30 protein-coding genes and 1 pseudogene are annotated in these 26,225 nt (G+C 46.0%); 26 read left to right on the top strand and 5 right to left on the bottom strand.

The genetic code is table 11. The features are described from left to right. Nucleotides 1-547 precede the first annotated feature (547 nt). Nucleotides 548-895 carry a hypothetical protein gene (locus L4D76_RS26470; protein ID WP_428443847.1) on the top strand — a complete coding sequence of 116 codons (348 nt, stop codon included), beginning with the start codon at nucleotides 548-550 and terminating at the stop codon, nucleotides 893-895. 155 nt (nucleotides 896-1,050) lie between these two features. On the opposite strand, the gene L4D76_RS26465 is transcribed toward L4D76_RS26470, so the two are convergent. Then, a complete protein-coding gene (locus L4D76_RS26465) occupies nucleotides 1,051-2,088 on the bottom strand; it encodes a phage portal protein (RefSeq protein ID WP_428443846.1) in 1,038 nt (345 codons plus the stop codon). Beyond that, nucleotides 2,085-3,857 (bottom strand): terminase large subunit domain-containing protein, encoded by a 1,773-nt coding sequence (locus L4D76_RS26460; protein ID WP_428443845.1) that lies wholly within the window; start codon nucleotides 3,855-3,857, stop codon nucleotides 2,085-2,087. The genes L4D76_RS26465 and L4D76_RS26460 overlap by 4 nt, the downstream gene beginning before the upstream one ends. 167 nt (nucleotides 3,858-4,024) lie before the next feature. On the opposite strand from L4D76_RS26460, the gene L4D76_RS26455 reads away from it, so the two are divergent. The 24 genes from L4D76_RS26455 to L4D76_RS26340 all read left to right on the top strand — a co-directional run bounded on the left by L4D76_RS26455 (nucleotide 4,025) and on the right by L4D76_RS26340 (nucleotide 22,178). Continuing rightward, nucleotides 4,025-4,945, top strand: a complete 921-nt coding sequence (locus L4D76_RS26455; protein ID WP_428443844.1) for a GPO family capsid scaffolding protein — start codon at nucleotides 4,025-4,027, stop codon at nucleotides 4,943-4,945. After that, nucleotides 4,945-5,952, top strand: a complete 1,008-nt coding sequence (locus tag L4D76_RS26450) for a phage major capsid protein, P2 family (RefSeq protein WP_428443843.1) — start codon at nucleotides 4,945-4,947, stop codon at nucleotides 5,950-5,952. The genes L4D76_RS26455 and L4D76_RS26450 overlap by 1 nt, the downstream gene beginning before the upstream one ends. 2 nt (nucleotides 5,953-5,954) lie before the next feature. Beyond that, entirely contained in the window at nucleotides 5,955-6,668 is a 714-nt protein-coding gene (gene gpM, locus L4D76_RS26445; RefSeq protein WP_428443842.1) for a phage terminase small subunit, read from the top strand. Nucleotides 6,669-6,789: 121 nt separating this feature from the next. After that, a complete protein-coding gene (locus tag L4D76_RS26440) occupies nucleotides 6,790-7,212 on the top strand; it encodes a head completion/stabilization protein (RefSeq protein ID WP_428443841.1) in 423 nt (140 codons plus the stop codon). Further along, nucleotides 7,212-7,703 (top strand): phage tail protein, encoded by a 492-nt coding sequence (locus L4D76_RS26435; RefSeq protein ID WP_428443840.1) that lies wholly within the window; start codon nucleotides 7,212-7,214, stop codon nucleotides 7,701-7,703. Before L4D76_RS26440 ends, L4D76_RS26435 begins: the two co-directional genes overlap by 1 nt. After that, entirely contained in the window at nucleotides 7,687-8,343 is a 657-nt protein-coding gene (locus L4D76_RS26430) for a phage virion morphogenesis protein (RefSeq protein WP_428443839.1), read from the top strand. Before L4D76_RS26435 ends, L4D76_RS26430 begins: the two co-directional genes overlap by 17 nt. Nucleotides 8,344-8,346: 3 nt before the next feature. After that, entirely contained in the window at nucleotides 8,347-9,468 is a 1,122-nt protein-coding gene (locus L4D76_RS26425; RefSeq protein WP_428443838.1) for a DUF2586 domain-containing protein, read from the top strand. Nucleotides 9,469-9,471: 3 nt separating this feature from the next. Further along, nucleotides 9,472-9,927: a phage protein gene (locus tag L4D76_RS26420; protein WP_428443837.1), complete on the top strand. Its 456-nt coding sequence runs from the start codon at nucleotides 9,472-9,474 to the stop codon at nucleotides 9,925-9,927. A gap of 9 nt (nucleotides 9,928-9,936) precedes the next feature. Beyond that, entirely contained in the window at nucleotides 9,937-10,155 is a 219-nt protein-coding gene (locus tag L4D76_RS26415) for a TraR/DksA C4-type zinc finger protein (protein WP_428443836.1), read from the top strand. Beyond that, nucleotides 10,152-10,574: a DUF5675 family protein gene (locus tag L4D76_RS26410; RefSeq protein ID WP_428443835.1), complete on the top strand. Its 423-nt coding sequence runs from the start codon at nucleotides 10,152-10,154 to the stop codon at nucleotides 10,572-10,574. Before L4D76_RS26415 ends, L4D76_RS26410 begins: the two co-directional genes overlap by 4 nt. Before the next feature lie 5 nt (nucleotides 10,575-10,579). Then, entirely contained in the window at nucleotides 10,580-11,164 is a 585-nt protein-coding gene (locus L4D76_RS26405) for a 3TM-type holin (protein ID WP_428443834.1), read from the top strand. Then, the gene (locus tag L4D76_RS26400) at nucleotides 11,165-11,404 is read left to right on the top strand and encodes a hypothetical protein (protein WP_428443833.1); all 240 of its coding nucleotides are present in this window, start codon (nucleotides 11,165-11,167) and stop codon (nucleotides 11,402-11,404) included. Further along, nucleotides 11,401-11,664 carry a putative phage tail assembly chaperone gene (locus L4D76_RS26395; protein ID WP_428443832.1) on the top strand — a complete coding sequence of 88 codons (264 nt, stop codon included), beginning with the start codon at nucleotides 11,401-11,403 and terminating at the stop codon, nucleotides 11,662-11,664. The genes L4D76_RS26400 and L4D76_RS26395 overlap by 4 nt, the downstream gene beginning before the upstream one ends. A 41-nt stretch (nucleotides 11,665-11,705) precedes the next feature. Further along, the gene (locus L4D76_RS26390; protein WP_428443831.1) at nucleotides 11,706-11,858 is read left to right on the top strand and encodes a DUF6890 family protein; all 153 of its coding nucleotides are present in this window, start codon (nucleotides 11,706-11,708) and stop codon (nucleotides 11,856-11,858) included. A 3-nt stretch (nucleotides 11,859-11,861) separates the two neighbouring features. After that, nucleotides 11,862-13,670 carry a phage tail tape measure protein gene (locus L4D76_RS26385; protein WP_428443830.1) on the top strand — a complete coding sequence of 603 codons (1,809 nt, stop codon included), beginning with the start codon at nucleotides 11,862-11,864 and terminating at the stop codon, nucleotides 13,668-13,670. Beyond that, nucleotides 13,670-14,002, top strand: coding sequence for a DUF2590 family protein (locus L4D76_RS26380; protein WP_428443829.1), 333 nt, complete (start codon nucleotides 13,670-13,672; stop codon nucleotides 14,000-14,002). The genes L4D76_RS26385 and L4D76_RS26380 overlap by 1 nt, the downstream gene beginning before the upstream one ends. After that, nucleotides 13,995-15,182 carry a baseplate J/gp47 family protein gene (locus L4D76_RS26375; RefSeq protein ID WP_428443828.1) on the top strand — a complete coding sequence of 396 codons (1,188 nt, stop codon included), beginning with the start codon at nucleotides 13,995-13,997 and terminating at the stop codon, nucleotides 15,180-15,182. Before L4D76_RS26380 ends, L4D76_RS26375 begins: the two co-directional genes overlap by 8 nt. Beyond that, on the top strand, nucleotides 15,169-15,771 hold the full coding sequence (locus tag L4D76_RS26370) for a phage tail protein (protein ID WP_428443827.1): 603 nt from the start codon (nucleotides 15,169-15,171) through the stop codon (nucleotides 15,769-15,771). Before L4D76_RS26375 ends, L4D76_RS26370 begins: the two co-directional genes overlap by 14 nt. A 12-nt stretch (nucleotides 15,772-15,783) precedes the next feature. Continuing rightward, nucleotides 15,784-18,339, top strand: coding sequence for a phage tail-collar fiber domain-containing protein (locus L4D76_RS26365; protein ID WP_428443826.1), 2,556 nt, complete (start codon nucleotides 15,784-15,786; stop codon nucleotides 18,337-18,339). Nucleotides 18,340-18,402: 63 nt separating this feature from the next. After that, nucleotides 18,403-18,939 carry a baseplate complex protein gene (locus tag L4D76_RS26360; RefSeq protein WP_428443825.1) on the top strand — a complete coding sequence of 179 codons (537 nt, stop codon included), beginning with the start codon at nucleotides 18,403-18,405 and terminating at the stop codon, nucleotides 18,937-18,939. After that, the gene (locus tag L4D76_RS26355) at nucleotides 18,936-19,625 is read left to right on the top strand and encodes a hypothetical protein (protein ID WP_428443824.1); all 690 of its coding nucleotides are present in this window, start codon (nucleotides 18,936-18,938) and stop codon (nucleotides 19,623-19,625) included. Before L4D76_RS26360 ends, L4D76_RS26355 begins: the two co-directional genes overlap by 4 nt. Beyond that, entirely contained in the window at nucleotides 19,616-20,311 is a 696-nt protein-coding gene (locus tag L4D76_RS26350) for a hypothetical protein (protein ID WP_428443823.1), read from the top strand. The genes L4D76_RS26355 and L4D76_RS26350 overlap by 10 nt, the downstream gene beginning before the upstream one ends. 1 nt (nucleotide 20,312) lies before the next feature. Continuing rightward, nucleotides 20,313-20,510: a hypothetical protein gene (locus L4D76_RS26345; protein WP_428443822.1), complete on the top strand. Its 198-nt coding sequence runs from the start codon at nucleotides 20,313-20,315 to the stop codon at nucleotides 20,508-20,510. 1,077 nt (nucleotides 20,511-21,587) lie between these two features. After that, the gene (locus tag L4D76_RS26340; protein ID WP_428443821.1) at nucleotides 21,588-22,178 is read left to right on the top strand and encodes a hypothetical protein; all 591 of its coding nucleotides are present in this window, start codon (nucleotides 21,588-21,590) and stop codon (nucleotides 22,176-22,178) included. Between the two features lie 271 nt (nucleotides 22,179-22,449). Here the strand turns inward: L4D76_RS26340 and L4D76_RS26335 are convergent, their stop codons facing one another. The 3 genes and pseudogenes from L4D76_RS26335 to L4D76_RS26325 all read right to left on the bottom strand — a co-directional run bounded on the left by L4D76_RS26335 (nucleotide 22,450) and on the right by L4D76_RS26325 (nucleotide 25,277). Next, entirely contained in the window at nucleotides 22,450-22,794 is a 345-nt protein-coding gene (locus L4D76_RS26335) for a hypothetical protein (RefSeq protein WP_428443820.1), read from the bottom strand. 305 nt (nucleotides 22,795-23,099) lie between these two features. Then, nucleotides 23,100-24,026 (bottom strand): annotated as a pseudogene (locus L4D76_RS26330) (glycoside hydrolase family 18 protein); the annotation flags it as partial. Between the two features lie 618 nt (nucleotides 24,027-24,644). Further along, on the bottom strand, nucleotides 24,645-25,277 hold the full coding sequence (locus L4D76_RS26325) for a YccT family protein (protein ID WP_428443819.1): 633 nt from the start codon (nucleotides 25,275-25,277) through the stop codon (nucleotides 24,645-24,647). A gap of 482 nt (nucleotides 25,278-25,759) precedes the next feature. Between L4D76_RS26325 and L4D76_RS26320 the strand changes: the two genes are divergently transcribed. Beyond that, the coding region (locus L4D76_RS26320; RefSeq protein ID WP_428443818.1) for a sulfite exporter TauE/SafE family protein at nucleotides 25,760-26,225 on the top strand (466 nt) is incomplete at its 3' end.

Below are 26,225 nucleotides of genomic sequence, written 5' to 3'. Positions count from 1 at the left end.
CTAAGCCCCATGAATACAGGGCTTTCAAGGTATGGTCGACAGAAGAAACCAGCGATAAAACCATAAACATAAAACTGAAAAATTGAAATTAATTACAGCTTTTTTCAGTTTTAAAGATCGCTTGACGATCTCTGTTGTTTGTTTAAGCGTTTGAAAGTAAAAGGGTTGGTGTGTTTTCTGTCACTATTTTAATGATCTGGTTGATCGCAATAATGATCTGGTGACTTACGCTTGAAGCCAGGCAGGACAAGGGCTGGTGGCGTTTTTTGTCTAAAAATGAAATTTCAATTAACTGAAGCCCTCAACTGTACTGACTAATACTCAATCTGACAGCTTAAGTTAGCGAACACGATGTAGGCTGACTATTTCTCAATTTCTCAATTTCTCAATTTTGAGAGCCTAGATACAGCTGTCTACTTCTACAATTATTTTCGACTTACACACGCAAATAGTGTGTGATTTTAATATTTAACATTGGATCGTCAGGATTCGGCTTTTTAATCTGCTGGGTTCTAATGCGCTAAATTAAAGCGAAGAGGTTTTCTACATGAATAAAATCCACAAAATAATTGCCCTGGCCATTGTCGTTACTCTTGGTCAGCTTGTTATCGGAACGCCAGCGTATGCCAAACAACCACTTGATGTTGACTGCGGTCTTCTTGAAGCTACCAATGATGCAGTGAATGATTTTCTTGATGGCCAAGGCGTTCAGTTCAATAATATTGGCGATCTGGTTTCCTCGGCGATCCAGGATGACGCGGTTTTTGAGCAATTAAGAGATCTGATTTTGTTTTTCTCTGGAGGGGAGATCGAGTTTGAGTCTGCCTCTCAGCTCGTCAGCACCAATGCAAAGTGCGGTTTGGTTCCACAGCTGATCTACAATATCAGAGACTGATCATCACCGATATCTCCAGCCAGCGCAGCGGCTCTTTCGAGAGCCGCCTGTTTTTGCTTGTAAAGTGGATGCAGTTTATCTCCTACAATCGTTTCTAGTGAGCGAGCTAACGTTGTCAGAATGAATCAAGGTCTGTTAGTAAAAGTGTGTTCACTTCAACTGAGGGCTATTTGCTTTTCACCAGTCGCTAAAGTGAACTCAAACTGCAAGCTTTTCGGCACTTCCACATCACTATTGACCGCATCCATGAACATTTCACACGCGGGTATCACCTCGTTCTGGGTATAAACTTCATTGAATTTAATCGGGTCGCCTCGGGTGCCGCCATTGGGGATGATGGCCGCCAGTTCAACAGGGAAGCGATGACCTGTTAACACTTCTTGAGCAGATACGTTCTTTATCTTCTCGAATTCATCTTTAGTTGCGATATCACCAACCGGGATCAACTGAATTCCTTTCTCTTTGCCGTTCGGGATGTTGATGAACATTGACCGAAAATTACCAATGCCACGGCTAGAAGCCATCTTATCTTTTAAATCGTCTTCATCATCTTTACTCAAGTTCGGGTCAGTGGCGTAAAAGATAAAGCCCATGTGTAAGCCGTTCTTGTAGTATCGGCGGCGAAAAGTAGTCGCATCGCTATTTAGCAAAGCCGATTGAACACAACCCAAATAATCAGGTGAGCCGTAAACCTGTTGAGCTGGGTCGTATTGCTTAATGAAAATCACATCTTCTTGCTTATAGAATCGCTTTTTATCTTCACGCTCTAATAGCCAGTAATTACCTTTCTTGTTCTTGCGTAAATACATCGATGGAAGAGGGTGAAGACGAACTACACGGCCAAAGTGATCGCGTATCTTTAGAATGGCCGTATCACCAAACTCCAGGAAATCATGAACAGCGGATTGAACCTGCTGTTTAAGCATTCCTCCTTTCACAAACCGCCCGGCAATCATATTGCGTCGGGCCATTAAAATAGAACCATGATACGCATTGGCCCGGGTTAATTTATTTAAGCCGGTTCTATCGAGTGGCGGCTCCCAGTAGTCGTCTGAATCGTTGTAATAGAGTTCGCTGTATTCATAATTGGTGAAACCACTGTCCATGATTTCAGGCTGTCCAAAACTGAACATCAGACTTTCATTCGTTGATTGCTCAGAATCAGTTGCGGTTACTTGTTCATTATTACTCATGCACAGGTCTGCCAGGTTGATTTACGTTTTTGTAAGTGATCGAGAGGTTCATTGATGATGGCGTGAGAAATCGCCCAAAAGGCATCGGCATGGCCTACCGTTTCACTCCGGTCTGCCTTGAATGTCATCATGTTGCCGCTGTTGGTACTGGTTCGCTTAATCGCCATGAATGCCATGGCAATGTCTTTGTGTTCCACATCAAAACAGAGTCGGCCACTCTCAATGACATCAATCATTTTTAACACTAAGCGGTTTTTGTTTTCGTTACTGTAGTGAATCGGTACCGCTTCTCGCGGGTATTTGGCTTGCAATAGATCCCACACACCGCCACCGATGCCAGTGGTATCGACACCAATGTAAGAAACGTTATAGCGGTTATACACTTCTTCAATTTTGGCTACGTGATATTGAAAGTTGAGCCCACGCCAATAATGCTTTTCTAACACCCGGAATTGTTCAGGTGCCACGATTGGTGGAGCAATCACAACCAGACACGCATTATCTCGGGTACGTGATGGGTCGTAGCCCAGCCAGACTTCACGACGGCCAAAAGGTGCAATGGTCTTGGGTTTATAATCTCGCCACCGGCTAATATCGACCATGCACTTTTCAAGGTCGGAGAACTTAAATACCGAATGCGAATCATCGACAAAGATGCACATAAACAAGTTATCGAAATCTGACTTGCTGTATTCATCTTTGAGTTCTTCAATATCGAATAAACCGCAACCGCCGTTTGCCGCATCTTCGATAGTGACGATGTAGCGCCATTGACGGTCAGGGCAAAGGATCCCTTTCTGCATCTCTTCAAAAGTTGGGAATTCAATACTTTCCCGGCTGTCACGGCCTTTCTTCCAAGAGTCCCCAGTCCAGAACGGATAAGCTGCATGTACCTTGCTAGATGGCGTAGAGAAATAGGTTTTACGCCACTTCTTATGGGTCGCCATTGCTGAAGCGAGCTTATTGAGTTCATCAAACTTGGGGATCCAGAAATACTCATCAATATAAACATGGCCGTGGTAACTCTGGGCCGTTTTGCTGTTGGTTGATAAGAATCGAAGTTCAGCGCCATTGGAAAGAGTGATTGGGTTACCCGTTAACTCAATATCTAAAAATTCTTTTGCGATGGCAATAATGTAACTGCGGAACACCTCCGCCTGGGCGCGAGAGGCCGATAGAAAGATTTGGTTATCACCCGTTAAAATCGCATCTTCTAACGCTTCACCGGCAAAGTAATACGTAGCACCAATCTGGCGAGATTTTAAGATATTACGAATACGCTGATGGAGGTTGTCACGCATCGCCAGTTGATATTTAAACAGCGATTTATGCCATGGTTTGAAATCATCCTCAATGATCTCATCAATGTTATTTTTTCCAGGCTTAGATTTTTTATTATTTGGTTTGGTTGAGCTGCGGCTTTTCTGTTTCTTCGGTGCTTCTTCCTCCTGTTCGCCAGAAGCCTTTTTAATACGTAGCTCTAATTCAACACGTTGTTTCTTTAACTTCACGTGATGTTCAATCAGCTTGGTCATTTCTTTGATTTGCTGATCGGTCTTTTCTGGAAGCTCTAACAAGGTTTCCACCCGGCGAGCAATCGACTCTTCAACGGTGTTTTCACGCAGGGAATCACGCCAGCCATATTTATCTGCCCAATAGTAGATGATGCGATCACTATTTAGCTTCAATTCAGCAGCGATTTCGTTTGGTGTCCAAGTGCGCATGTAAAGGCTCTTGGCAGCGTCTCTGATTTCTTTTGTATATGCCATGCCGCCAATAATACGCATCTGAAATAGGCAAATGACTAACAAAAATTCGGCTGTTTTCGGATAGACGCTGTATCCGAATTGTCCCGAACATAACCGCATGATTTGCCAACTTCAAGTCCGTATTCTTGCCGTAAATCGACATTCATTTGAAGCACTGACAGGTAATTATGAGTAAGCAATCAGGCTGGAAAATCGCTGCAACAGAAGGGGCAACCATTGATGGTCGCACCATCACTAAGCAGTGGATTCTGGATATGGCAGATCAGTATTCAACGACTGAATATGGTGCGCTTATCTGGCCTGAGCATTCCCGTAGTCGATGGGACAAGTTTGAAGGGAAAAACTGGGGCACGGTTGATGAAGTTAAAGCAGAAAAACGGGCGGGCAAGTACCGCTTATTAGTCAAACTTTCACCCAATAAATACCTGCTGAATGCCAATGCCGATGGGCAAAAGCTATTTATGTCTATCGAGCCTAATCCTGATTATTGCGGTTCTGGCCGTTGCTACTTGATGGGGTTGGCCGTGACTGATTCGCCAGCATCAACAGGAACCACACTTCTTAAATTCTCAACAGACAGTGAACACGAATACAGCCAGCTAGAAGAGCTGGATTTAAGTGATGTGATGGAAAGAGATCACAGCTTGATTGCTAGTGCGTTTTCAACCATTGCTCATTTCTTCTCTTCTGGTGGGCAGTTACCCAACTTAGCCCCAACCCCTTCTGATAGCGATAAGGACGAAGAGCCAATGAACACCGAGCAGTTTAACCAAATGATGGGCAAGCTGAACGACATTGAAACCAAGCAAAATGAGCTTGAAGAAAAGCAAACAGAATTTGCCGGTCAGGTCGAACAGTTCTCCATCCAAGGTAAACCTGAAACTGATCCAAAACCTGAAGATGAGCCCGAACCAAAGGGCGAATCAATTACGGCTGAGCAATTTAGCCAGGTAACTGAAAAGCTGGACACTTTGTTAACGAAACAAGGTGAGATGGAAACTCAGTTCAATGCATTAAAACAGGAAGTACCGAATCAAGCCCCGGCTGGAGAAGGTGCGGGTAATCAAACGAAAGTGGAGACATTTTAATGCTCAATGCCATTTCAACTGAATATCTACAAAAATATTGTCAAGCAGTGGCGGCTGATGCAGGTGTGAGTGATCCATCCAAACAGTTTGCTATTGCTCCGCCTATCGAAACCCGTTTGCGCCAAGCCATCATGGAATCCGATGCGTTTCTAAGCATGATTTCAATGCAGTCGGTTGACCAGATTAAAGGTCAGGTGGTCGATGTGGGCACCGGTGCGTTATTAACGGGCCGTGTTAAAGATGGCCGTTTCCGCAAGAAGCTGGGTATTGATGGCAATACTTATGAGCTGGTCGAAACAGATTCTTGTGCTGCGGTAACGTGGGCCATGTTAACCCAATGGGCAAATGCAGGTACATCAGGCCAATTCGTTAAGTTAATGAATACCGCGATCTCTCGTAACTTTGCATTAGACATGTTGCGTGTGGGCTTCCACGGTAAAACGATTGCAGACACAACTGATCCAGACACCAACCCGAACGGTGAAGATGTAAACAAAGGCTGGCTGACGATTGTAAAAGATAAAAAGGCGGCTCAAGTCTTAGCTGCTGCAACGTTAGATCCTACAGGTGCAGCCGCTGATTCGTACAAAAACCTTGATTCACTGGTGAACGATTTAATCAATACCACCATTCATGAAACCTACCAAAACAGTACTGATTTGGTGGTGATTGTGGGCCGTGATCTGGTTGCCTCTGAGCAGCATCGTTTATTGGAATCTGCCACAGTTCCCACTGAGCATAAGGCAGCACAGAGCCTTGCAAAAACCATTGCCGGAAAAGTCGCGTACACCCCGCCATTTTTCCCAGCCAATCAAATCTGGGTAACGAACCTGAAGAACCTGCAAATTTTGACGCAGAAGGGTACCCAATGGCGTAAGGCCCGTAATGAGGAAGATCGTAAACAATTCGAGAACTCTTATTTGCGTATGGAAGGTTATGCCATTGGTGACTTTGATAAGTTCGCTGCTATTGAAGCTGTCACCATTGCCGCACCTGCGGAGGCATAAGCATGGCAAGTCCGTTAGCCAAACAGCGCCAGGCAATGTTAGCCAAACAGCAAAACCGCTCCTCATTGGTGAGCTCGGTATCTGAAGAACCCAAAAGTCTTCATCTGCTTTTGCATGAGCTCGACAGTGATCTGAAAGTGCTGAAAACCTTCAATCGCATTGAAGACAAAGTGAAGCACAAACGTGAGCAGCTGATCCCTAAATTCAAACCATATATCGAAGAGTATTTAGCCTCTGGCGAGCAATACGACAACCCGCTATTTGCACAAATGGTGATCTGGTTGTTCGATGTGGAAGATTTAGAAACCGCCATTGAGTGGTGTCAAAAAGCCATTGATCGTGAACTCGATRCGCCTGAGCGATTCAAGCGTGATTTTGCGACCTTCTGCGCTGATGAAGTGCTGGCCTGGTCCGAACGCATGGCAGCACAAGGCCACAGTGTAGAGCCTTACTTTAGCCAGGTGTTTATCAAAGTGCGTGAAGAGTGGCGTATCAATGAAAAGCTAACCGCTAAGTGGTTCAAGTTCGCAGGCCTGCATTTATTGCGTGATAGCGATGGGCAACCGCGACCAACCGCTGTGGGTGATCTTCAAATCTTAGAAAGCGCCGTTGCATTGCTAGGTGAAGCTAACGCGCAATACCCGAAGGTGGGGGTCTCTTCAATGATTGATAAGACACTAGCCCGAATTCGAGCGATTAAAGAAAACCGCTTATAGGCTCCTATGCCACCGCGCCTCGGCTGGCGAGGATGAGCAAGTAATTCATTACTCCGCTTAATCCATCGACCCAGTGGCTAGAGGCGCATCTATTTCATACACAAAGCCAAAAGGAATCGTGATGAGCCTTGGTGGAAAACTTAAAACAGATGAAACCACGTTAATTGCTGGTAACGGCTGGCCTGAACTGTCTACCGGTGAATTCCGTCAGCTTCGTCGCATTCCGACCACGTTTGATAATGCTTCGATGGCATTGGCGATCCGTATCGCAGCGAATGCGGTTCAAAATCAGTTAAAGACGTTGCTTGATGCTGATGGCAATCCGCCAACATTCGATGAAACCCAAACAGCGATTTATCAACGTGCGGTCTATGGTCGTACCCATGCTGATTTGCTGATGGAGTTTGCCACCCAGGACCGTCGCAAAGAAGCCAATAATGCGGCAACAGACGACATTGACCAGCAAGACCGTTTCCTATCCCAAAGTTCCCGCGATATTCGCCAACTGTTGGGATTTGGTCGTGCATCAATTGGGGTGATCTGATGGTGACTGAACCCTATACCAAGACCAAGTTAGAGCATCTCACCGAATACATAGTTTCTCACCTGAGAAGCAATGTGCTCGATAACAAAATTGACTCGTGGCAAGAGAACGGTTCTATCGTGCCAAACGGTGAAGACAAGGGAAACGGTGGTCATGTCGCTTGTCACTGGAAATACAACGCGGTGATCTCGGTAGAGGAATTCCCTCACCAGTTACTAGACCCGCGCAACTTGCTGGCCTTGGTGGCGTGCTGGTTATCTGACTATGACAGTGACCGAAATGAAGACGAGCTAGGCGACCCATCTTTATCCGTGGATGTGATCAGCCATGAAGCTGCAGATGTGTCGATTGAATTAGAGCTAATCGAACCGATTGAAATGATCCCTGACCCAGAAGGAATGATTACCTGGCGCGGGGAAACTTACCGGGTGCAGGCGGTACCGATTGACACTGCCGAAGAGGCGGAACTGGTTAATGAAACCGCAGATTAAGGTCAACAAACGTGACCAGCTCAACATGCAAGAAAAGCTTGCCATGTTGGCACTACCACCAAAGAAACGGTTTTGGATATTGAAAACCCTTGGCCGTTGGGAAAAAGCCAATACGCGCAAACGCATTCAGCAACAGAAAGACATTCACGGCAGGGCGCTGGAAGGTCGGAAAGGTAAGAAGCGCGGCAAGATGATGCGCCGCATGGCGAAGGGGTTAGAACCCTATGTAAGAAACTCAAAAACGTTAGACCTAACGTGGAGTAACAAACTTACCGCCAAAATGGCTGCAAGGCACCACCTTGGTCAAAAGCAAAAAATGACTAAGCGCCAAATGCAAAAGCGTTATGGAACACCGGACTATTCCGCGCCATGCACGAAAGGGCAAGCGCGAAAACTAAGAGAACTGGGCTACACGGTACCGCGAAAAAGCGGCAAAGGTCGGAAGAAGCCAAGTTTACGCCAAATGATGGACACCATCACCCACGGCCAAGCCGGACAACTAATCCGAGAGCTGAACAATCAGCCTTCACAAACCGCTTGGGATATTCCCTTAGCAGAACGCCAGATTTTAGGCAGCAACGACCGTGAAGTAACCCGCCAACTCATCAAAATATTTGAGCAGGCTAGGAAGAGGAAATAATCAATGGCAACCGGAAAGGTAGAGGTAAACAACCTCAATTTAGGGCAAGGCGGGGTTCCAGAAATTGAACGCCATTTGCTTTATATCGGGCGCACCGATAAAGCCGAACTGCAAGGTAAGGTTACGCGCATCAATAACATGACCAACCTAGATGAAGTGGTTGTCGATGATGCCTTGGGCGCGAACGTTAAAGTCGCGCAACTTAATGGTAAGCAAAACTGGACGGGTGCCATCTTCGGCCTGGCTGCAGATGATACTTGGGAAGAGGCGGTGAATATTGCCAACCTTTCCGATTCATTTGAAGGCATTTGCATTGTGGATATCACCACAGAGAAGGCCGACTTCGATGCTATGCAAGCCAAAGCCACTGAGCTAACCAGTAAGCTTGGCCGTTGGGTGTTCTTCCTTGCTGCTTGCCCTGGTATCGACAAAGCTGCTCAAACATGGGCCGACTACGAAACCATGATGCTGAATCTGGTGAAAGATGTCGCGGCAAACATGGTAGTACCGGTTCCCCAGCTTAATGGCAACAACGTGGGTGTGCTTGGTGGCCGACTTTGTGACCGAGCGGTGACGGTAGCCGATACGCCAATGCGTGTGGCAACAGGCAGTGCGTTAGGGCTTGGCGAAATGCCAGTAGACAGCGCAGACAAACCACTCGAAATGAGCACTATCACAGTATTGGCCGATGCCCGTCATTCGGTGCCGCAGTGGTATGCCGATTTCGAAGGTGTGTATTGGTCTGATGCTACCACGCTAGAAACCAAGGGCGGCGACTATCAATACCTTGAATATGTTCGCCCGGTTCACAAGCTAAATCGCCGTGTTCGTGTTAAAGCGCTTCGCCGCATTGGTGACCGCATTCTGAACACAACACCTCCTAGCATCGAGCTAAACCGCTCATATTTCCGCAAAGACATGAAGATCATGTCGAAAACCACGGAAATTGGCGGCATCACCTTCCCAGGTGAAATCATGTCACCGCGCGATGAAGATGTGACCATTCAATGGACGACCAAAACCAAGGTGGTGATCGGGCTAATGGTTCGGCCACATAACTGCCCGAAACATATCGTGGTCAACATTGCGCTTGATCTTTCTAACCCAGCCGATGCGGAGGGCTAATTTATGAGCATGCGTATTTCTGGCAAGAACATGCACTTTTCAATGGGCGACTACAAGCTGAAGGCTCAGAAAGTCACTCTTTCAATTACGGATAACTCTGCTGTCAATAAAACTGGCGGTGTACCAGATGGTTGGGTTGATGGCGATGTGGAAGCCAGCGGTGAAATGGAACTGACCACCGCGCAATTTAACCAATTGAGCAAAGCTGCAAAACAAGCCGGTTCTTGGCGTGGTATGCCGGAATTCGATGCGCTGTTCTACGGCAAAATCGATAAAGACGAACTGAAGATTGAAGCCTTTGGTTGCCGAATCAAAATCTCCGATTTACTTGATGCGGATTCTAATGGCGGCAGTGCTCTAGTGCATAAATTGCCGTTTGAAGTGACAAGCCCAGACTTTGTGAGCATCAACGGGACGCCATACCTGCGCCCAGATGAAACCGAAGACTTGGTGCAATAAGGGGGCTTGATGACAGATGTTATCGACCATGCATGCGGTATTGAAACCCAATTCACTGAAATGGCGCTTGCCAATCAACTGGCAAGGGCTAAGCAAGCCGAGCAAAGGGAAAGCGCACAGGAATGCGGCGAATGTGGCGACCCGATACCCGAAGAACGCCGCCAAAAAGTACCAGGGTGCCAACACTGCACCCAGTGCCAAAGCCTAATAGAAGAGGGCAAGTTATGAAGCGCTTTGTATTGAAACGCCGCTACTTCAAACACGGTACCTACTCCACGTTGCATCGTGCGGATGGTAGCCAGGTTTGCTGCATGGTTGAGCGTCCTTGGTTGAATAATACAAAGTCAAAGTCGTGTATTCCGCCAGGAACTTACACTCTTTACCCGCACCAATCTCCAAAGTTTGGTGAGTGTTATGCGCTTGAGTCTAAAGACTTAGGTGTTACGCGGTACGGCCCAAGCCTTCGCACTCATATTTTGATTCATAAGGCCAATACGCCGGAACAACTGCAAGGCTGTTTGGCACCCGGTGTGGACTTTGGCTTTGTGGGCAATGAATGGGCGGTTGTGAATTCCACTGCAGCATTTAAAAACTTAATGGCTGAATTAGGCGGTGAGCCTGCAAGCCTGACGATTGTGAAGGACTGATCTTTATGTGGGACAAAGTTAAATCACTGATTGGCTCGGCAGCCCCAATGATTGGAACGCTAATTGGTGGCCCTGTTGGGGGAACGGTAGGCGGTTTGGTTGCGAGTGCGTTAGGTGTTGAAAATACACCAGAAGCGATTGAAACCGAATTAACAGTTAATCCGGCATGTTTAGTAAAGCTGACTGAACTTGAGTTTGAACATGAACGTGAATTAAAGCAATTGGCTTTCCGTCATGCTGAACTCGAAAGCGAAGAGCGGAAACTCAGCCTAACGCAACAACACGCCACGATGCAGGCAGAACTCGCGAGTAATGATCCTTATGTACGCCGTTGGCGGCCAACTTTTGGGTATGCGATGTGTCTTGCCTGGTCGCTGCTATTTTTCGGGCTAGCTTTCGCCATGGTGTTTTATCCCAAGCAAGCTGCCGAGGTGGTCAATAGCGTTGTTGCACTTACGCCGTTATTCAGCGTTGCACTAGCCGTATTGGGTATCAACATTCACAAACGGTCATTGGATAAACAGGTGGTCGCAGGGAAACAGCCGGTTGGCATGGTCGCTGGACTGAAACAAGCCGTAACAGGGGGTTAGATGGACCCAACTTGGCTAAACGCTTTAGTCGCACTGGCAACATTTCTTAGCTTGATAGTCAGTGCCCTGATTGGCTACTTATTCAAATTGTCCAAAGAACTTTCGGACTACAAAACTCATGTGGCGGAATATTACGCCACCAAAGATGAAGTTAAAGACCTTGCTGAGCGTGTAGAACGCCAGATCGAAACGGGCTTTAGCCGAATGATTGAATTTCTTAAACAGAGAGAAGCAGCATGAAAAAGGCCATTGTATTAGACGTAGCAGGTACAGAACTAACGTTTACCCCAACCCCACAAGATTATGACGAGTCGCAAAATGAAATGCTGCAAGGCGATGCCGCAGCTTCAGCACATAACTTTGTGATGCGCTCGGTTAGTGATGACTCTAAAGAAGCATTAAGAGAGCTTGTTGAATCGAACCCAGGTGCGTCAATGCAGCTGTACGGTGAAGTGATGAAGCAATTTGCACCAAAACTTAAAATCACCGTAAAAAAATAGATAGCCTAGTCACTGCGATTGGTCACAGTGACAGGCAACAAATGATGGCATGGCGGCGGAAATGGTTGCCACATGAACCTGATGATGAAACCAATTTAGCCTATGCGATTTGGCTTGAAAATACATATTGGGAAAACATGGAAGCCGTCACTACGGGCGGGGTAGCCAAAGCCTTTCGTGGCAAAACAGGATAGACGATGTTACCAGAAGCACTCAGATTTCAAGTTGGATTAGTTGACCAGATTTCGAAACCTCTGGGCAATATTAAACGCCAGTTGAACGATGTCACCAATACCTACCGCGAAGGCACTCATACCATGATGGCCGGAGCGGCAGGCATGGTGGGCGCAGGTTTTGCTTTGCAAGCAGCACTGATGCCAGCTATTGAAATGGATCGTGTTCTTGGTGAAGTGAAATCTCTGGGTGTGGCTGATGACCAACTGCAACAGCTTAGTGATACCGCGCTGAATTTTGCTGTGGATTATGGCAAGTCGGCCACTGATTTTGTGGCCGCTTCTTATGATATTAAGTCAGCAATGGGCGCGATGTCTGGCGATGAATTAGCAGGTGTAACTCAAAGTTCGGCTATTTTGGCGGCCGCTACAAAAGCGGATACCGGAACAATCACCAGTTACATGGGCACCATGTATTCGGTGTTTAAAGACCAAGCAGATGCCATCGGAAAAGACACGTGGGCTGAACAGCTGGCAGGGCAGACAGCTAAATCCGTTGAAATGTTCAAGACCACTGGCGCAGGCATGAGCGATGCCTTCAAGACGATTGGTGCTTTGGGTAAGAAACATGGTGCCAGCATGACTGAGCAAATGGCCGTTCTTGGTATGTTGCAAGGTTCAATGAGCGGTGCAGAGGCAGGTACAAAATATAAAGCATTCCTTTCTGGTGTTGTTGGTGCTCAAGATAAGTTGGGGCTTTCGCTTGTTGATAGCAGTGGAAAGATGCTGCCAATGTTCGACATTCTGAATAAGTTGAAGGGCAAGTTTGGAGAGTTGGATTCTGTTGAGATAGGCCAACTAAAAACCGCATTTGGAAGTGATGAAGCCGTGTTGTTGATCGCCGATATGATGGATAAGACCGGTGATCTGAAAGGCAACATGCAGCAGTTAAATGACGCAAGCAATATTGAGACCGCTAAAAACATGGCCGCAGCCATGACCGACCAGTGGGAACGATTGGAACAAGGCTTGTTTGTTGTTAGTGCTGCGTTTGGCCAGGTGTTATTACCTGCCATTCTTCCCGTTGTTGGGGCAATGGCTGACAGTGCCAAAGAAGTACTGCTTTGGACGAAACTATTCCCGAATCTGACCAAATACATTGGATTTGCTGTTGTGGGCGTATTGGGTTTAGTGGCCGCTGGCGGTATGTTCACGCTGATGATGGGTGTTGGAAAGCAAGCCATGGCGGGCTATATGCTGACCATGAAGCTTTGGGCTGGGATGAACTGGTTGCTGACTCAGGGCATGGCAACCATGAAAGCCGTAATGCTGGCGCTGAATATAGTAATTGCGGCTAACCCAATTGTTTTAGTTGTTGCTGCAGTAGTGGCCGCTATTGCTGCAGTTGGAGCCCTGATTTACTACTGGGATGACCTGAAAGCGAGCTTTGGTGATACCGCTTGGTTTCAAATGTTGGAAGGTGGAGTGCAGGGTGTGATTGATCTCTTCAATGGGCTCCTGAATATACCTGAAGTGTTAACGCAAGCCTTTTCTACTGCATTCGATTTTATCTCATCAAACTTACTCGATTTATGGGAATCAATGAAAGGTTTGACGGATTGGATACCAGGATTTGGCGGTGATGAAACAGAAATTAAATCACAAGCTGTTCAGCAGGCAACCCCACGCGCTCAAATTCCGTCAGGTGGCGCAGCCAAGAGCATCGCCAGTTATCAAACCAGTTCGACCAATTATGGTGGTGTGGCGATTTACCCAACCTACATGAGCAGCCCGCAAGACATGGCGAGCGAATTAGAAATGGCGGCAGGCTGATGGCGGATTATAAGTATCAAGACTTGCTGATTGAAGACGGTGATGTGGTGCTCGATGCCGGGCGCAACCCGGTGTTGATTCAAGACCGCGCCGTGATCGCCCAAGACATTAAATACGCCATTATTGAAAGCAATTTGGCCGTTCACTTAGTGGCTGAGCGCAGTCCATCGAAGAAAGCGGATATTCGCACCAAGTTGGAATTATTGGTGGAAGAAGATGTTCGCTTGGTACCGGGAACAGTGCGACTCGAAGAGCCCAAAGAGGGCACGATTTATATTTTTGCCAAAACCATCAACTTTGGCGATTTGACCGTGGAGCTAGTCAATGCCTGATATCCCTAAACCAGATTATTCCGAACTTGTGAAGCAATCGGGCATTCCGACTGATGCGGCAGGCTGGAAAAAAGTACTCAAAGATGAAATGGAAAAAGAAGAGTGCATTATCTCTAACGACTCGCCTTTCTCCCCGTTCTGGCGCTTGATTGAATCGGCAGTGATAAAAGTCACCTTGTGGCTAATCACCACCTTATTGGTCGGTTATGTACTGCCGAATATGTTTGTCGCTACAGCGGTAGACCAATGGCTAGACCTATTGGCATGGCAATGCAAACTGACTCGCAAGGGGGCAACTAAGGCCAAAGGCATGATCGCCATTCAACGTGCTGCGGTGAAAGGCCCGGAATTGGTCATTCCAAAAGACACTTGGATCCAAACCGAAGCGATTAACGGCAACATCTACCGTGTTCGTGTACTTGCCGATACCGTTTTGCCAGAAAACGAAACCATGGTTTTGGTCGACGTTGAGGCTGAAGAAGAGGGCGCAGCCTATAACCTTGGCGATGGTTACTACCATATTTTGCCTACGGCGATACCGGGTATTGCTGCAGCCACAAATCCAGCTGATTGGCTGCTTGAGGCAGGCGCAGACAAGGAAAGCAATGATGAGCTTCGCCTACGTATCCGCAACCAGTGGAGCGCGGTTGCTAAATGGCACATTGATGCGGCATACCGGTCGTTATTAACCAGTCGTGCCGGTATTAACGACGATAACGTGTATTTCGAACATAACGCCCCACGCGGCCCCGGTACAGCCAATGGGCTGATCTTGTTGGATACCGGAGAACCTTCCGCCGAGATGCTTGGTGATCTGAATGATTACATCCGTAGCCAGGGACAACACGGCCACGGTGATGATATGCAGGTTATGGCGATGCCAGGAGTTCAAACGAATATCACCTGCCAGGTGTGGCCAGTGCGTTCAACCACTATGGAAGAACGCGACCAACTTAAAACAGCTATCGAAAAATTCATTGGTGCGGCTTTCCGTGAGAACACAGATTACCAAGCTACAAGAACTGATCCGGTGTTGCGCTTTAGCTTCTCGAAGCTAGGGAAAGAGCTTCACAGCCAGTTCCCTGATATTGAATCACTCGAATTTGGCAACGCAGACATCATCAACAACATGACGGTGCCACGTATCCAAACGTTGGGGGTATCTATTGAAAATACCTGAGATAAACCTGCGTTACTGGATGGGTAGAGGCGAGCTGGCAAAGTTCGCCCGAGCACTGCGTAACTACTGGGAACATGTAAAAGCCGCTTTTGAAATGCCGCTGCAACAGCATGACCCACTGACCGCCCCGATTGCTCTGGTCAATATTCTGGCTTGGCAACGTGAAGTAGAAAAGCTCGGCCAAGAGCCCGAAGAATTGTTTCGAATTCGCGTGGCTCACGCTTACGGGTTTTCCCGTGAAGCAGGTTCGGTGGCCGGATGGGAAGAGATGTTTGAAAAGCTTGGCTATCCGCATATCGCTCAAGATGAACGGTTGGTCAATATTGATTGGGATGTGATCAGCCTAAAAATTCGTGACGGTGACTTAACCAATGTCCCGAAATTGTTAGACACGGTGATCCGCCAATATGGGCGCACCTGTCGCCGTTACCAATACACCAGTTATGTCGAAATGCCGTTGGCCGCGCGAAGCAAGAACATTGAAGCGCAATATACAACGTCACACGTTAAGACACGGATAAACGTTGGCATGTTACCGAACATGTTCAATGTCGATTGTGAATATTACCAAGCCACTGCGAAAGGCTAAGGATTAAAAATAATGACAAACACCACTGATAAGTCGATTTTGACCGCCGCAGGTAAGGCGCTATTGGCACAGCTTAACGCAGAAGAAAAACCACTTATCATCGACAAGATGTTTTTTGCCAACGTGCCGAACCGCCCAGAGTTTCCGCAGCCAGATGACGTGGTACCTAGCAATAATGTTGTTCATGAAGCAGCAGTCGAACAGCGCGGTCGCCTTTCTGTAGATTCGGTCATTTACAGCACGACATTGACCAGTCAAGAAGGGCCGTTCGAGTTCAACTGGACGGGTGCTTACTGCTCTGAATATGGCGTATTGGTTACTATCGACCACCATGCACTAACACCAAAGACCGTCGATGAACCAGGTGTTTCGGGCAACACGTTAGTGCGTTCTGTGGTGCTGGAGTACAAAGACATTGCTGAAATCACCAATATCACCGTAGATGCTTCAAGCTGGCAGTACAACGCTACCCCACGTATGAAGAAAATGGACAACGATACCGCCCAAGCAATCATCGACCAAAACGGCAAAGATTGGTTCATTGAAGATGGTTTCTTGGTTACACCACAATCCACTGCTTTCAATATCAAAGCGGGTGCCGGTTACGTGTCGGGCAACCGTGTCACGCTGGATTTTGATCGCAACGTTCAGGTACCTAACAAGCCATCCTTCATTTTCGTAGATGCACACCGCGAAGGAACGCCAACAGGTGAGCAAGTCACGCTGTTTGATTTCGTGGTAACGGCCGAAGAAAAAGATGACTACGTTGACGAGCAAAACGTGAAGCATTTTGTGTGCAAGATTGCCCAGGTGTTGGCAGATGGGAGTGTGAGTGATATGCGGCCGGAGGGGGAAACGAAAAAGTATGTTTCTGATTTTGTTGGAGCATTTTCAAATTATGTTTTCTCTGGTGTCAATGAAATGCAAGAAAATCCGTCTGTTAAAATAAAAGAAGGTGCAGTGTTAAGAACTCCGATTACTACATGGACAGCGGTAGCAACAGAAACAGATTGGCCAATAGGAAATACCTCACCGAAACTTTATGCACGGATAATGGACGAGCTTTCATTGCGTGATATACATGTAGGGATGGGTAATGAAGATGATACGGACACACTCAAAAAATATGTTTCTGATAAACCGGGCAAATTTAATTGGGACCGGCTTATAACCAAAATATCATCGCCTTTGCTGCTAAGAAATTCAGCATGGTGGGTATCTCAACGCAATCAGTACCGAACAATTAGCCGTGGTATCGAAGCGGTTGGTGATATCACAGCAGTTGAATTTCAAGATGGTGCTAGTGGTGGGCGCATTGACAATCTTGGTATCAAGCGAAGCGACACAGCTAAAACATCAACTAAGCCTGCGATTAACTTTAACCCAGATGGTACTAATGTTATCGCGGGCGTTGATGCCACTATAAACGAGGTTACGATTCAAAGGTTCAAGACTGGTGTTAAAACAAACAAAGGTTTTAGCTGGAACACTAAAATGTTCAAAGTGCTTGTGGATCGGTGCCAGAATGGTTTTGATATTGCCGGAGGTTCTGCCAATGTTATCCACCTTGAACAGTGTATAGCTTTGCTTGGGAGTGATGATGAAACAGGTGGTGCGCTAACGTCAATCGGCTACAATTTTGACGACTGTGCTGTCAAGCTCACGCAATGTGCAGCGGAGGCGAATTACACCAATGTTAAATTGCGGAATAATTCCTTAATTACCTTTGACCAGCTTTATTTAGAGGCAGCAAGCCAGTTTGACATCAACATTGCCGATTCAAAACTTTATGGTAACTCCATCCACGTATTTCCGACCGCCGCAAAGTTTAACAATTCAATGGTTATTGTTGTCGACGTGTCGGCGACAAGGGAATTAACAGATATCAACGTAAAGAGTATGTACCTTGAAGGTTCAGTTAATGGTGCTGCATTAGTCGATATGAAAGGCGATGCGAAAATCAAAATTACCCAAGTTGATGTAACTAAAGCAGACTTAACAGACATAGTTTCACCAACATCAAAATATGTACCTGACTATATTGGGTTTGTAAATTCCGAAGGAAAACGCTGGCATTACGAGCGTATTACCGAAAACAAATTAGCTGCTGTTGCGGAAGTTGAACAGAAAGATATCAATTTTGTCTATAACGTGCCAATGAAAAGCCGAAATCACTCTGGAGTATCAAACAATTTAGTAGTCAAAAGATTGCAACGAGCACCTGATGGTACGACATGGGAATACATTGAACCGGAAGGATATTGGAGACATGTTGACGTATCAACCGCAGGTGTATCAAGTTCTGGATCTAGTGGATGGAATGATAAAGCTCTTGAAGCAGGGCGTAGCTCACTTTTTGAGGCATTCGATAACGGCGTAAATGATGGCTCAGGGGAGCTAAGAAATTCAGGGGTGAAAGAAGGCGATACGATAAAGGTCAAAAACAGGGATCTAATATCGTTAACGGTTGTGCGCGAGAGCGATGGATTAACACTGGCAACACTCAGTGCAGGGGAAACAAAGGAGTTTACTTATTCCACGGACACAGACTGGATACTGACATCTTGACCATGTTACTCAATTTTGCAGGGCAACGCCTTTCCGACATAACCAGAAATATAGGAGTAGCTAATGCTAACCCTAAACGGTACCCAACTACCTCTAAAAAATCTGCGTATTAGTGTGCGTCAGCAACTAGCCGGGCAGGACATGTCCGGCCAAACCTCTGCCACTGACCAAGCGGAAACAGGCAGCAAAGGTAAAATACTGACCATCAAAGGCGTTATCCCTTTTAGCAAATCGCAGTTATTAACCAATTTATTCAGCATGGCCGAAGCACTGGAAGACGGTGCTCGCCAAGTTTACCGAATCAGTAATAAAACCGCCGAAACCTTAAAGATTCGCCAGGTGAAATATCAAGGCGCGATTCGTGCGGATGAGCAAGACACACTCAGACAGTGGAGTGTGTCGTTTGAACTGGTTGAGCACTTATCGGTACCTGAACGAGTTGAGCAGCGTCAACCCGATAAACCCGCCGCGCAGCAAAAAGTGCAGGGCGTAACCACACCAGTGGAAAGCGGCCAGAGTGAAGATGTTCCTCCTGGTACAGAAGTGGAAACATCACTGGTAATGAGAGCGTTAAAAGCAACTGATGAGTGGTTAGCATGACGGCAAACAACAAATTCCTTTGTCGAGTCTATCTCGGCAAGGAAAAAGCCAAAGTAAAAAGTCACCGCATCGTATTCAGTGAGAACACACCAGGGCGATGCAATCTCACGGTTGAAGGCAATCCTGAACCAAATACGATTGTTGCGGTTGATTTGGGATGGGGTGACTCAATCACCCGGGTATTCTTGGGCTACATTGAGCGCGTACAACCTGCAGAAAAAGGGTGGTCAACCCTCTTTTGCCGTGAACTGGCGGCAATTCTTTTCAAGCCCCTCAACATTATCATGCGTCACCCAACCCTGATGCAGCTGCTTAGCGAAGTCACCAACAAAACAGGCCTGCAGTTTGTGGTACCAGAAAGAGCCTACAGCAAAACCGCGATTCCTTGTTTCTACAGTGATGGTAATGGCTATCGGGTTATTGATGAACTGGCCCAAGCATTCAGCATTGATGATCTGTTTTGGCAGCAACAAGGTAACGGTCAAATCTTCGTTGGTAGTTGGAAAGATTCGTTTTGGGCAGATAAACCAATCCCTTTGCCTAATGAACTAATGACCAACCACACCGCCAACAAATCAGTGAAAATCCCTGCAATCCCAAAACTCAAGCCAGGTGTTGTGGTTAACGGTATTCGCCTCACTGGCGTAGAGTTCGAAGGAACGGAGGCAAAGATAACGTGGATGTAAATGTAATTAAGCGCATCATCTTTCGCTTATTTCCAGAACTGACAGGTCGATGGCATTTGCCAAGATGGGGGAAGGTGGTCGCACTGCCAGAACTACCGGAAGAGGGTGATTTGTCTGATCGCTTTTATCCTCACTATGCCGTAGATGTTCAGCTACTTGATGAAAAAGGCATGGAGTACGAGAACAAACCACCACTTCAAGCGGTACCGCTTCCGGTGCCGGGTGTTGGTGATCATGCTGGCCGACTCGAACCGCCTGCAATCGGGAGTATTGTTGAACTCGGTTTTATGTTTGGACAGCCCGACAAACCCTTTATTCGTTGCGTATTACCGCTAGGTTTTAAGTTACCGGCTATCAAAGAAGGCGAAAGCCGCTACCAACAGCGGCAAGGGGTTTATCACCTGATTGACCAAGAGGGGAGCTTCGAGCGAAAAACTGACAAAGACGACACGCTGGAGTGCCTCAATCAAAAAATAAAGGTGTTGGAAAACCGATTGGCCGAAATTGAAGGAAACCACACCGAAAACGTAGGCGGCACTAAAGCAACCACCGCCATGAACATCACAGAAGATGCAGACACCATCAAGTTAAACGGTGGTAAAGGGGTATGTACTGGCGCAAGTATTTGCCCGTTCATAGGCAAGCCACACGTAGATGTATCAACCACCGTATACGCAGGGAAATAAGATGGCATTAAGTAAAGCGTCACTGAAACAGAAACTGGAAACCGAACTGAAAGGCCAGGGCTTTGTTCTTGATGGCGAGTTCGCGATGGCGGGGAAGATGGCCGAGGCCATTGCCAATGCCGTCGTGGATGAAATAACCCAGAACGCAAAGGCTGACGTAAAAGGTGGTAGTTCCTCCGGACAGCATTTTATTGTTTAGCAAGGCATAGCCTATACCCTTCCATAAGCGCCCACATCGGGCGCTTTCTTTTTATGTCTCATTTGCTCCGCCTAAATCCGATCATGCTCACCACATTGTAACCAGCCTAACCAGCGCCACGAAATCAAGTAACCACGTGACGAAATCCGCACTCCTCCTCCCACCTCCGCGCTTTGCGTCGTTTTTTGTGATTTTTTCAGTTCTATTTGCAATAGAATCTGATCGCAACCCGCGCCATTACTGGCTTTGTGCTGAAATCAGGAATTTCAAAAAGTGAAAAAAATTGTAAGGTTTTTCAGTTTAGGAACGGGGGAATGATCGCGCAAGCATTTGTATATGTTTGAAAATAAAAGAATTCCTGTATTTTACGTGAGGTTTTAAACGATCAGGCAGGTTTTGCATAGGATCGGTCGGTTGGCCGGAAAGCCCGGCGCAACAAGGGCTGGCGGTGGATTTAACCCGACAAGAAAATTTCAATTTATGAAGACACTAATTTCCGCGCTTCACAGTATCCGCACGGTCATGATCAACTTAGGCAACAAAACATACTTTGAATGTATCGATAAGCAACTGACTGCGACAATTGTGTCACTCAAAACCCAAATGATAAAACAGAGTGCCCCGCTGAGCGCCTTGCGATGAGTCGAGAAATTACCATTCACACCGTCGAGCGGGACTACTGCGCAGATGTCATCAAGCATTTGGCGAAGAACGGCAACCAAAAAGCCGCATAGAAGGAAACAATCTGATGAACATGATTAGCCAGCTCCGGCGATGAGTATCTGCAATCAATAAGTCCATGTTATTCAGGTGATAATTTAAAATAGACTAAAACATTTATATTAAGCTTGTTGCATGTTAGATTTGATGCGTATCCGTGCTATGTCGAATTAAATTGGGATGGCATAGGTTGATCACAACAAAAGAGTTGTAATAGCTACGGATATAAAAACATCTGTACTGGTATGGAAAAAAGTTGAACATAAAATGAAGAAATTACTAACAGTAGTATTAACTCTAACTCTAACTCTAACAGCTTGTAATTCGGATGCCGTCAATGTAGAACCAGAAGGCCAAGTGGGTCTTGCGGGTCCAGCGGGTCCAGCGGGTCCAGCGGGTCCAGCGGGTCTTGCGGGTCCAGCGGGTCCAGCGGGTCCAGCGGATCCTACGGGTCCAGCGGGTCCAGCGGGTCCTGCGGGTCCTGCGGGTCCTGCGGGTCAGGATGGTGTCTCTCTTTACTCGCCATCAACACATGAGAATATTATTTATAGCTTAGCGTTTACCCAGGAAGTAGCGCATGAAGAAAATACGCCAGTAGACTGTAAGAGATCTGACTCTGGTGAATTTAGTCAGTGCTACGCAGAAATAACAGCAGGCGATAAAATACCTTACGATGCTAAATGGGTACTATTAAGAATTAAATCTAAAGTATGGCTGCAAAGTGATGGATACGGCTTAATCTACGGCTCGCTCACTAATGCTAATCTGTCAGAAAGAAGTAATCATTTCTTTCACACTGAAGAATGGGATGGGCGCAGACATATAGACTATTCTACAGGGTGGTTCCCAGTTGTTGATGGTAAAATTTTCATGCAGATAGGCAAACAAATTGTAGGCGATGGGTGCGTGCTAGAATTAGCAGTCTACCTAGAAGGTATAAGGCTATAAAACAAGGTCATTGATAGTGCAATGAAATTCATTATGAGAAAGTATCAGCAAAAGAAGTCGCTACAGATGATGTAATAAGACCTGATCTTTTGGCGGTTCCGTGCTGGAATCGCGGCCTAACCCGCATCAAAACGATATTTAGGTTTATTTATATGTGTGATGTGTCATATAAGGAGTGACTTCAGAACCTTGAATACAATATTTATATGCTAAGGAGAGTTTATGGCAAAGTTATCGAAACAACAAAAAAGGAAAAAAGGGTAGGGCCGCACTACTGCAGATGATCTTTAATCAGCGCCCGTGCTACCCCGACTAAAACCATCTCTTCGGTGACCGCGCATCTGCGGTCGTCGGTCTGGGCGTACCTGCGCCCACGCTGCCAGTGCAACACCGCTAAGAATGTATCTCCTTCATAATCAATCAGGCCGACGCAGCCGTGATGTGGATGGCGGCCAAGTTCGATGGTCAATGCGTCACCCTTTGCAATCCCCTTAATCTGCAAGTCATCGCTTGCTTCAATTGCATGGATGGCTGATTTTTTTGGTAGCAGATAGTCTTCTAATGTGTCAGCGATGGGGCTTCTTCTTGGCCGTGGGAATGGCATGTTCTTGCCCATCTAGCGATGTATTTTAGAAGTATAGGTTTACTAGGAGGTTAAGAAGATGTACACAGGAAAAATAATTAAGGTGTAGACACTTTTGTGACAATTAAATCTTATTGCGCCTGTAAGTTGTTGACATTAGGTGCTTGTTGTTGCGGCTGATAAGATCACATACTCAATCACTTCTAAGCGAAGAAAGGGGTAGTGAATGCAATAACGAGATAATAGGAAATATCTGTCGCCACCTTGTCGCCATTGCCTTGATTGTTTGGTTTTATCACATTGATTTTAAATGTGTTTTGCGTGTGATGAATGTTCTAAGACATGATATTAACGTAATCGAGGTATTTAGACACATCATGGGTTTCCATACCACGAAGTAGGTAACCTGATGAAGGTGCAGCGATTGTTAGCATATAGTGTATGCCATCTAGCGCACTTGCCTGATCCAGTTTTACCCGCAGAACACGCATTAACTCTTGGTATGAACGCCATAGATATGGACGACGAGATTCAGAGAACGCTGTATCGTAAGGGTTACCGGCACCTGCCATGCTGGTTGGATATTCGTAATCGACATCAACACCGTCGAATTTGTATTTACGGATCATTTCAACGGCAGAAGTGGCAAATTTCTCGATACCAGCGTGGTTGATGCTACCGTCAGCATTGGTGGTCATGCTATAGAATCCACCGTCGGCAATGCGTGTACCATCAGCACCGAAATGACCGCCGGTTTCAGCCCAGCCGCCAATCGAGACCAGTGTTTTAACGCCATGTTTCGCTTTAGCTGTTGCCAGAGCGCCGAAGTGGCCTTTAAAACCAAGGGCTGGATCGATTTCGACACCATCCCACTCCATTCCAACAGCTGGGTTTGTTGGATCTGCTACATCGCCAATATTCACATTGCCGTCAGAACCAATACTGACGAATGCATAGTTGATATGTGTGAGTTGCTCCCATGGTATATCTTTTACTAGGTAAGAACTTTGTGGATCATTGCCAGCGCGCCAGCTGGTAAAGTAACCAATGACACGTCGTGGGTGATCGGCTCCCATGATTTCACGACCATCTTGATCATAAACAGTACAGTAAGGCACAGTTACGCCTTCAGTCTGATACAGTCCGTCAGGGCGACAGTTGTTAGCAGTGTTTGCGGCTTGTACATTGAGTGCAAGTAAGCATGTAGCGGTAAGGGTACTGAGCGAAAATATACGCTTGATCACCTTGTGTTTCGAATGATTCATTTATTCATCCTTCAATCGTTGTTTTAGTAGGTAAGAAATTAAAACGGCTTATTTTGCTTTAATCGCGCCGAAAAACAACTATAGGAAAGGTGTCTAATAAAGCATCAGTCATTGTCTTTTTTTACATGCCAAATCTCAAAAAAATGTCATATTAATGAAATTTAAGTTCGCTTATTTTGCGCTAACAACTAATTTGTTTGCTTGATGAGTAAATACAACCTTTAAAGCTGTATATTTACAGAATGAGATCTTGTTTATCAGCGGTTATGGAAAAGATGCGAGCATAAATTGATGTGAACTCGATATGATATGTTACGGTGTAATTGATGGCCGATGAAAAATAGTAAAATTACGTCTACGGCGACTTGTTATTAGGTTGTATTTTATTTGTAAATGAAAAAGTATCGTTCTTTAAATGTGGATTTCTTTAAAGGGGATTTGTTTTCAAAGCAAAATGTGGTTGATATCAGAACAAATTAATTAAATAAAGGAAGCCCTATTTCCGCAGAATTGGTATCACGCCTCTATAACCAGATGTTGTTTGATATGAGGAATGATTCCTATCTGAGGGGGTAGGCCAAGTGGTTAGTCATCCCTAGCACTTAGCCCTTAGAACAATTACAGTTGATTGATACGTGCTTTAAAACGAACGCGCGTTGCTTCATCAGCTTGTTCATACCAATAATTCAACATGTTTTCCGCGACATTTTCCCCTTGTGTTTGGTTAGCTGCATTGGCACTTTTATTTACTGTCGATAGTGATACGGCTGGAAGGGTGGATATGGCAACGGCGGCAGGTTGCGATGTTTGGTTGTAAGCTGCAATTTCTGCTTCAAAATTACGACCAAGCTGCATACCATTCTTCATCAGTTTGCCTTGTTCGAACGTTACGGGAATACCGCTATTATCAGTTAACGTGAGCGCAGGTTTACGATTAAATGTCAGGCCTTCTAAACTTGAGCGTAACTTAGGAAGTGTTAGCGAATAGTGGGTATCTGTTCCGGCAAATGTCATGATAATCACATCTGATTTAAAAATGTTGTACTCACCGTTTTCACGATATCCATCTTCATATCGGAAAGCGATTTGGTTTTGGCCATTTTTCAGAGTAAGTGTATCGTTCCCCTCAGCTTTAACGCCATTAACTAAGATAAGTTCAGCACTGTCAGGCAGGTCAATATTCACGTCTGCTAAGGTTGGGTAACTGAGTCCATATGCTGTCAGGGCTAGAATGGCGGTACGTAGTTTCATGTTTAATCCTTGATCATTCTTGTTATGCATTTATATCAAAATTAATTAATATCTTATAGTACTGTTATACCCAAACTACCTCATGATGCGAGATTCAGAGCTTCCTCTGGGAACTCAATTCGAATGAAATGTGTGTAGGAATGGCATTCCCTTTCAAACACATTTTGTGATGAAGTGATTTTCCAGAGGAGCTCCCAAAGGGCGAGTTTCATTGGCTTTTATTCTGTGTTAGCCATTCTCTAAATAGAACCACTATTCACTCAAATGGCTGCCTTGCCTAAAAACCAATGAATTCTCGCTGAACTCTGCATCTTGAGGTAGCTTGGGTATAGTTCTTAATAGCTGATTTTGAAGCTATAACCTTAACCTAAACTGAATGCTCAATATTTATAGCGTGTGGAATGACGCGAAATAAATTATCTGCAGAATGACTTAAAAAATACGTTAACATAGCCTGATATGTTAAGAGCTGGCGGTTTGATATGGATATAACGCTTCTACAAGTTATTCTTCTATTAGTGACTGGGTTTCTTGCCGGGATCATTAATACGCTTGCTGGTGGCGGATCAAACCTAACATTGCCTGCACTGATGGTAATGGGGATGCCCGCGGAAGTCGCGAATGCGACTAACCGGGTGGGTGTGGTAATGCAAGCCGTTACTGCCGTCGCAGGTTTCACGCGTCACAAAAAAATGGAATCTGACGATATTATTCCAATTCTTATCCCTTCGGTTATTGGTGGATTATTAGGTGCGGGAGCTGCCGCGTATATGCCCTCCAGCCTCATCAAACCGCTGTTATTAGGCACGATGTTAACAATGGCATTCGTTATGCTGGTTAAGCCTTCAGTGATGGCACCTGAGCCTGGAACACCGGTGAAGAAAGTCATGCAAACGCCGCATTCATGGTGGGGGCTTGGGATGGCGGGTTTTTATGGGGGATTTGTTC

The organism is Photobacterium sagamiensis, assembly GCF_050337085.1.
Classification (GTDB): domain Bacteria; phylum Pseudomonadota; class Gammaproteobacteria; order Enterobacterales; family Vibrionaceae; genus Photobacterium; species Photobacterium sagamiensis.
This window is presented reverse-complemented; position numbering and strand designations above follow the sequence as displayed.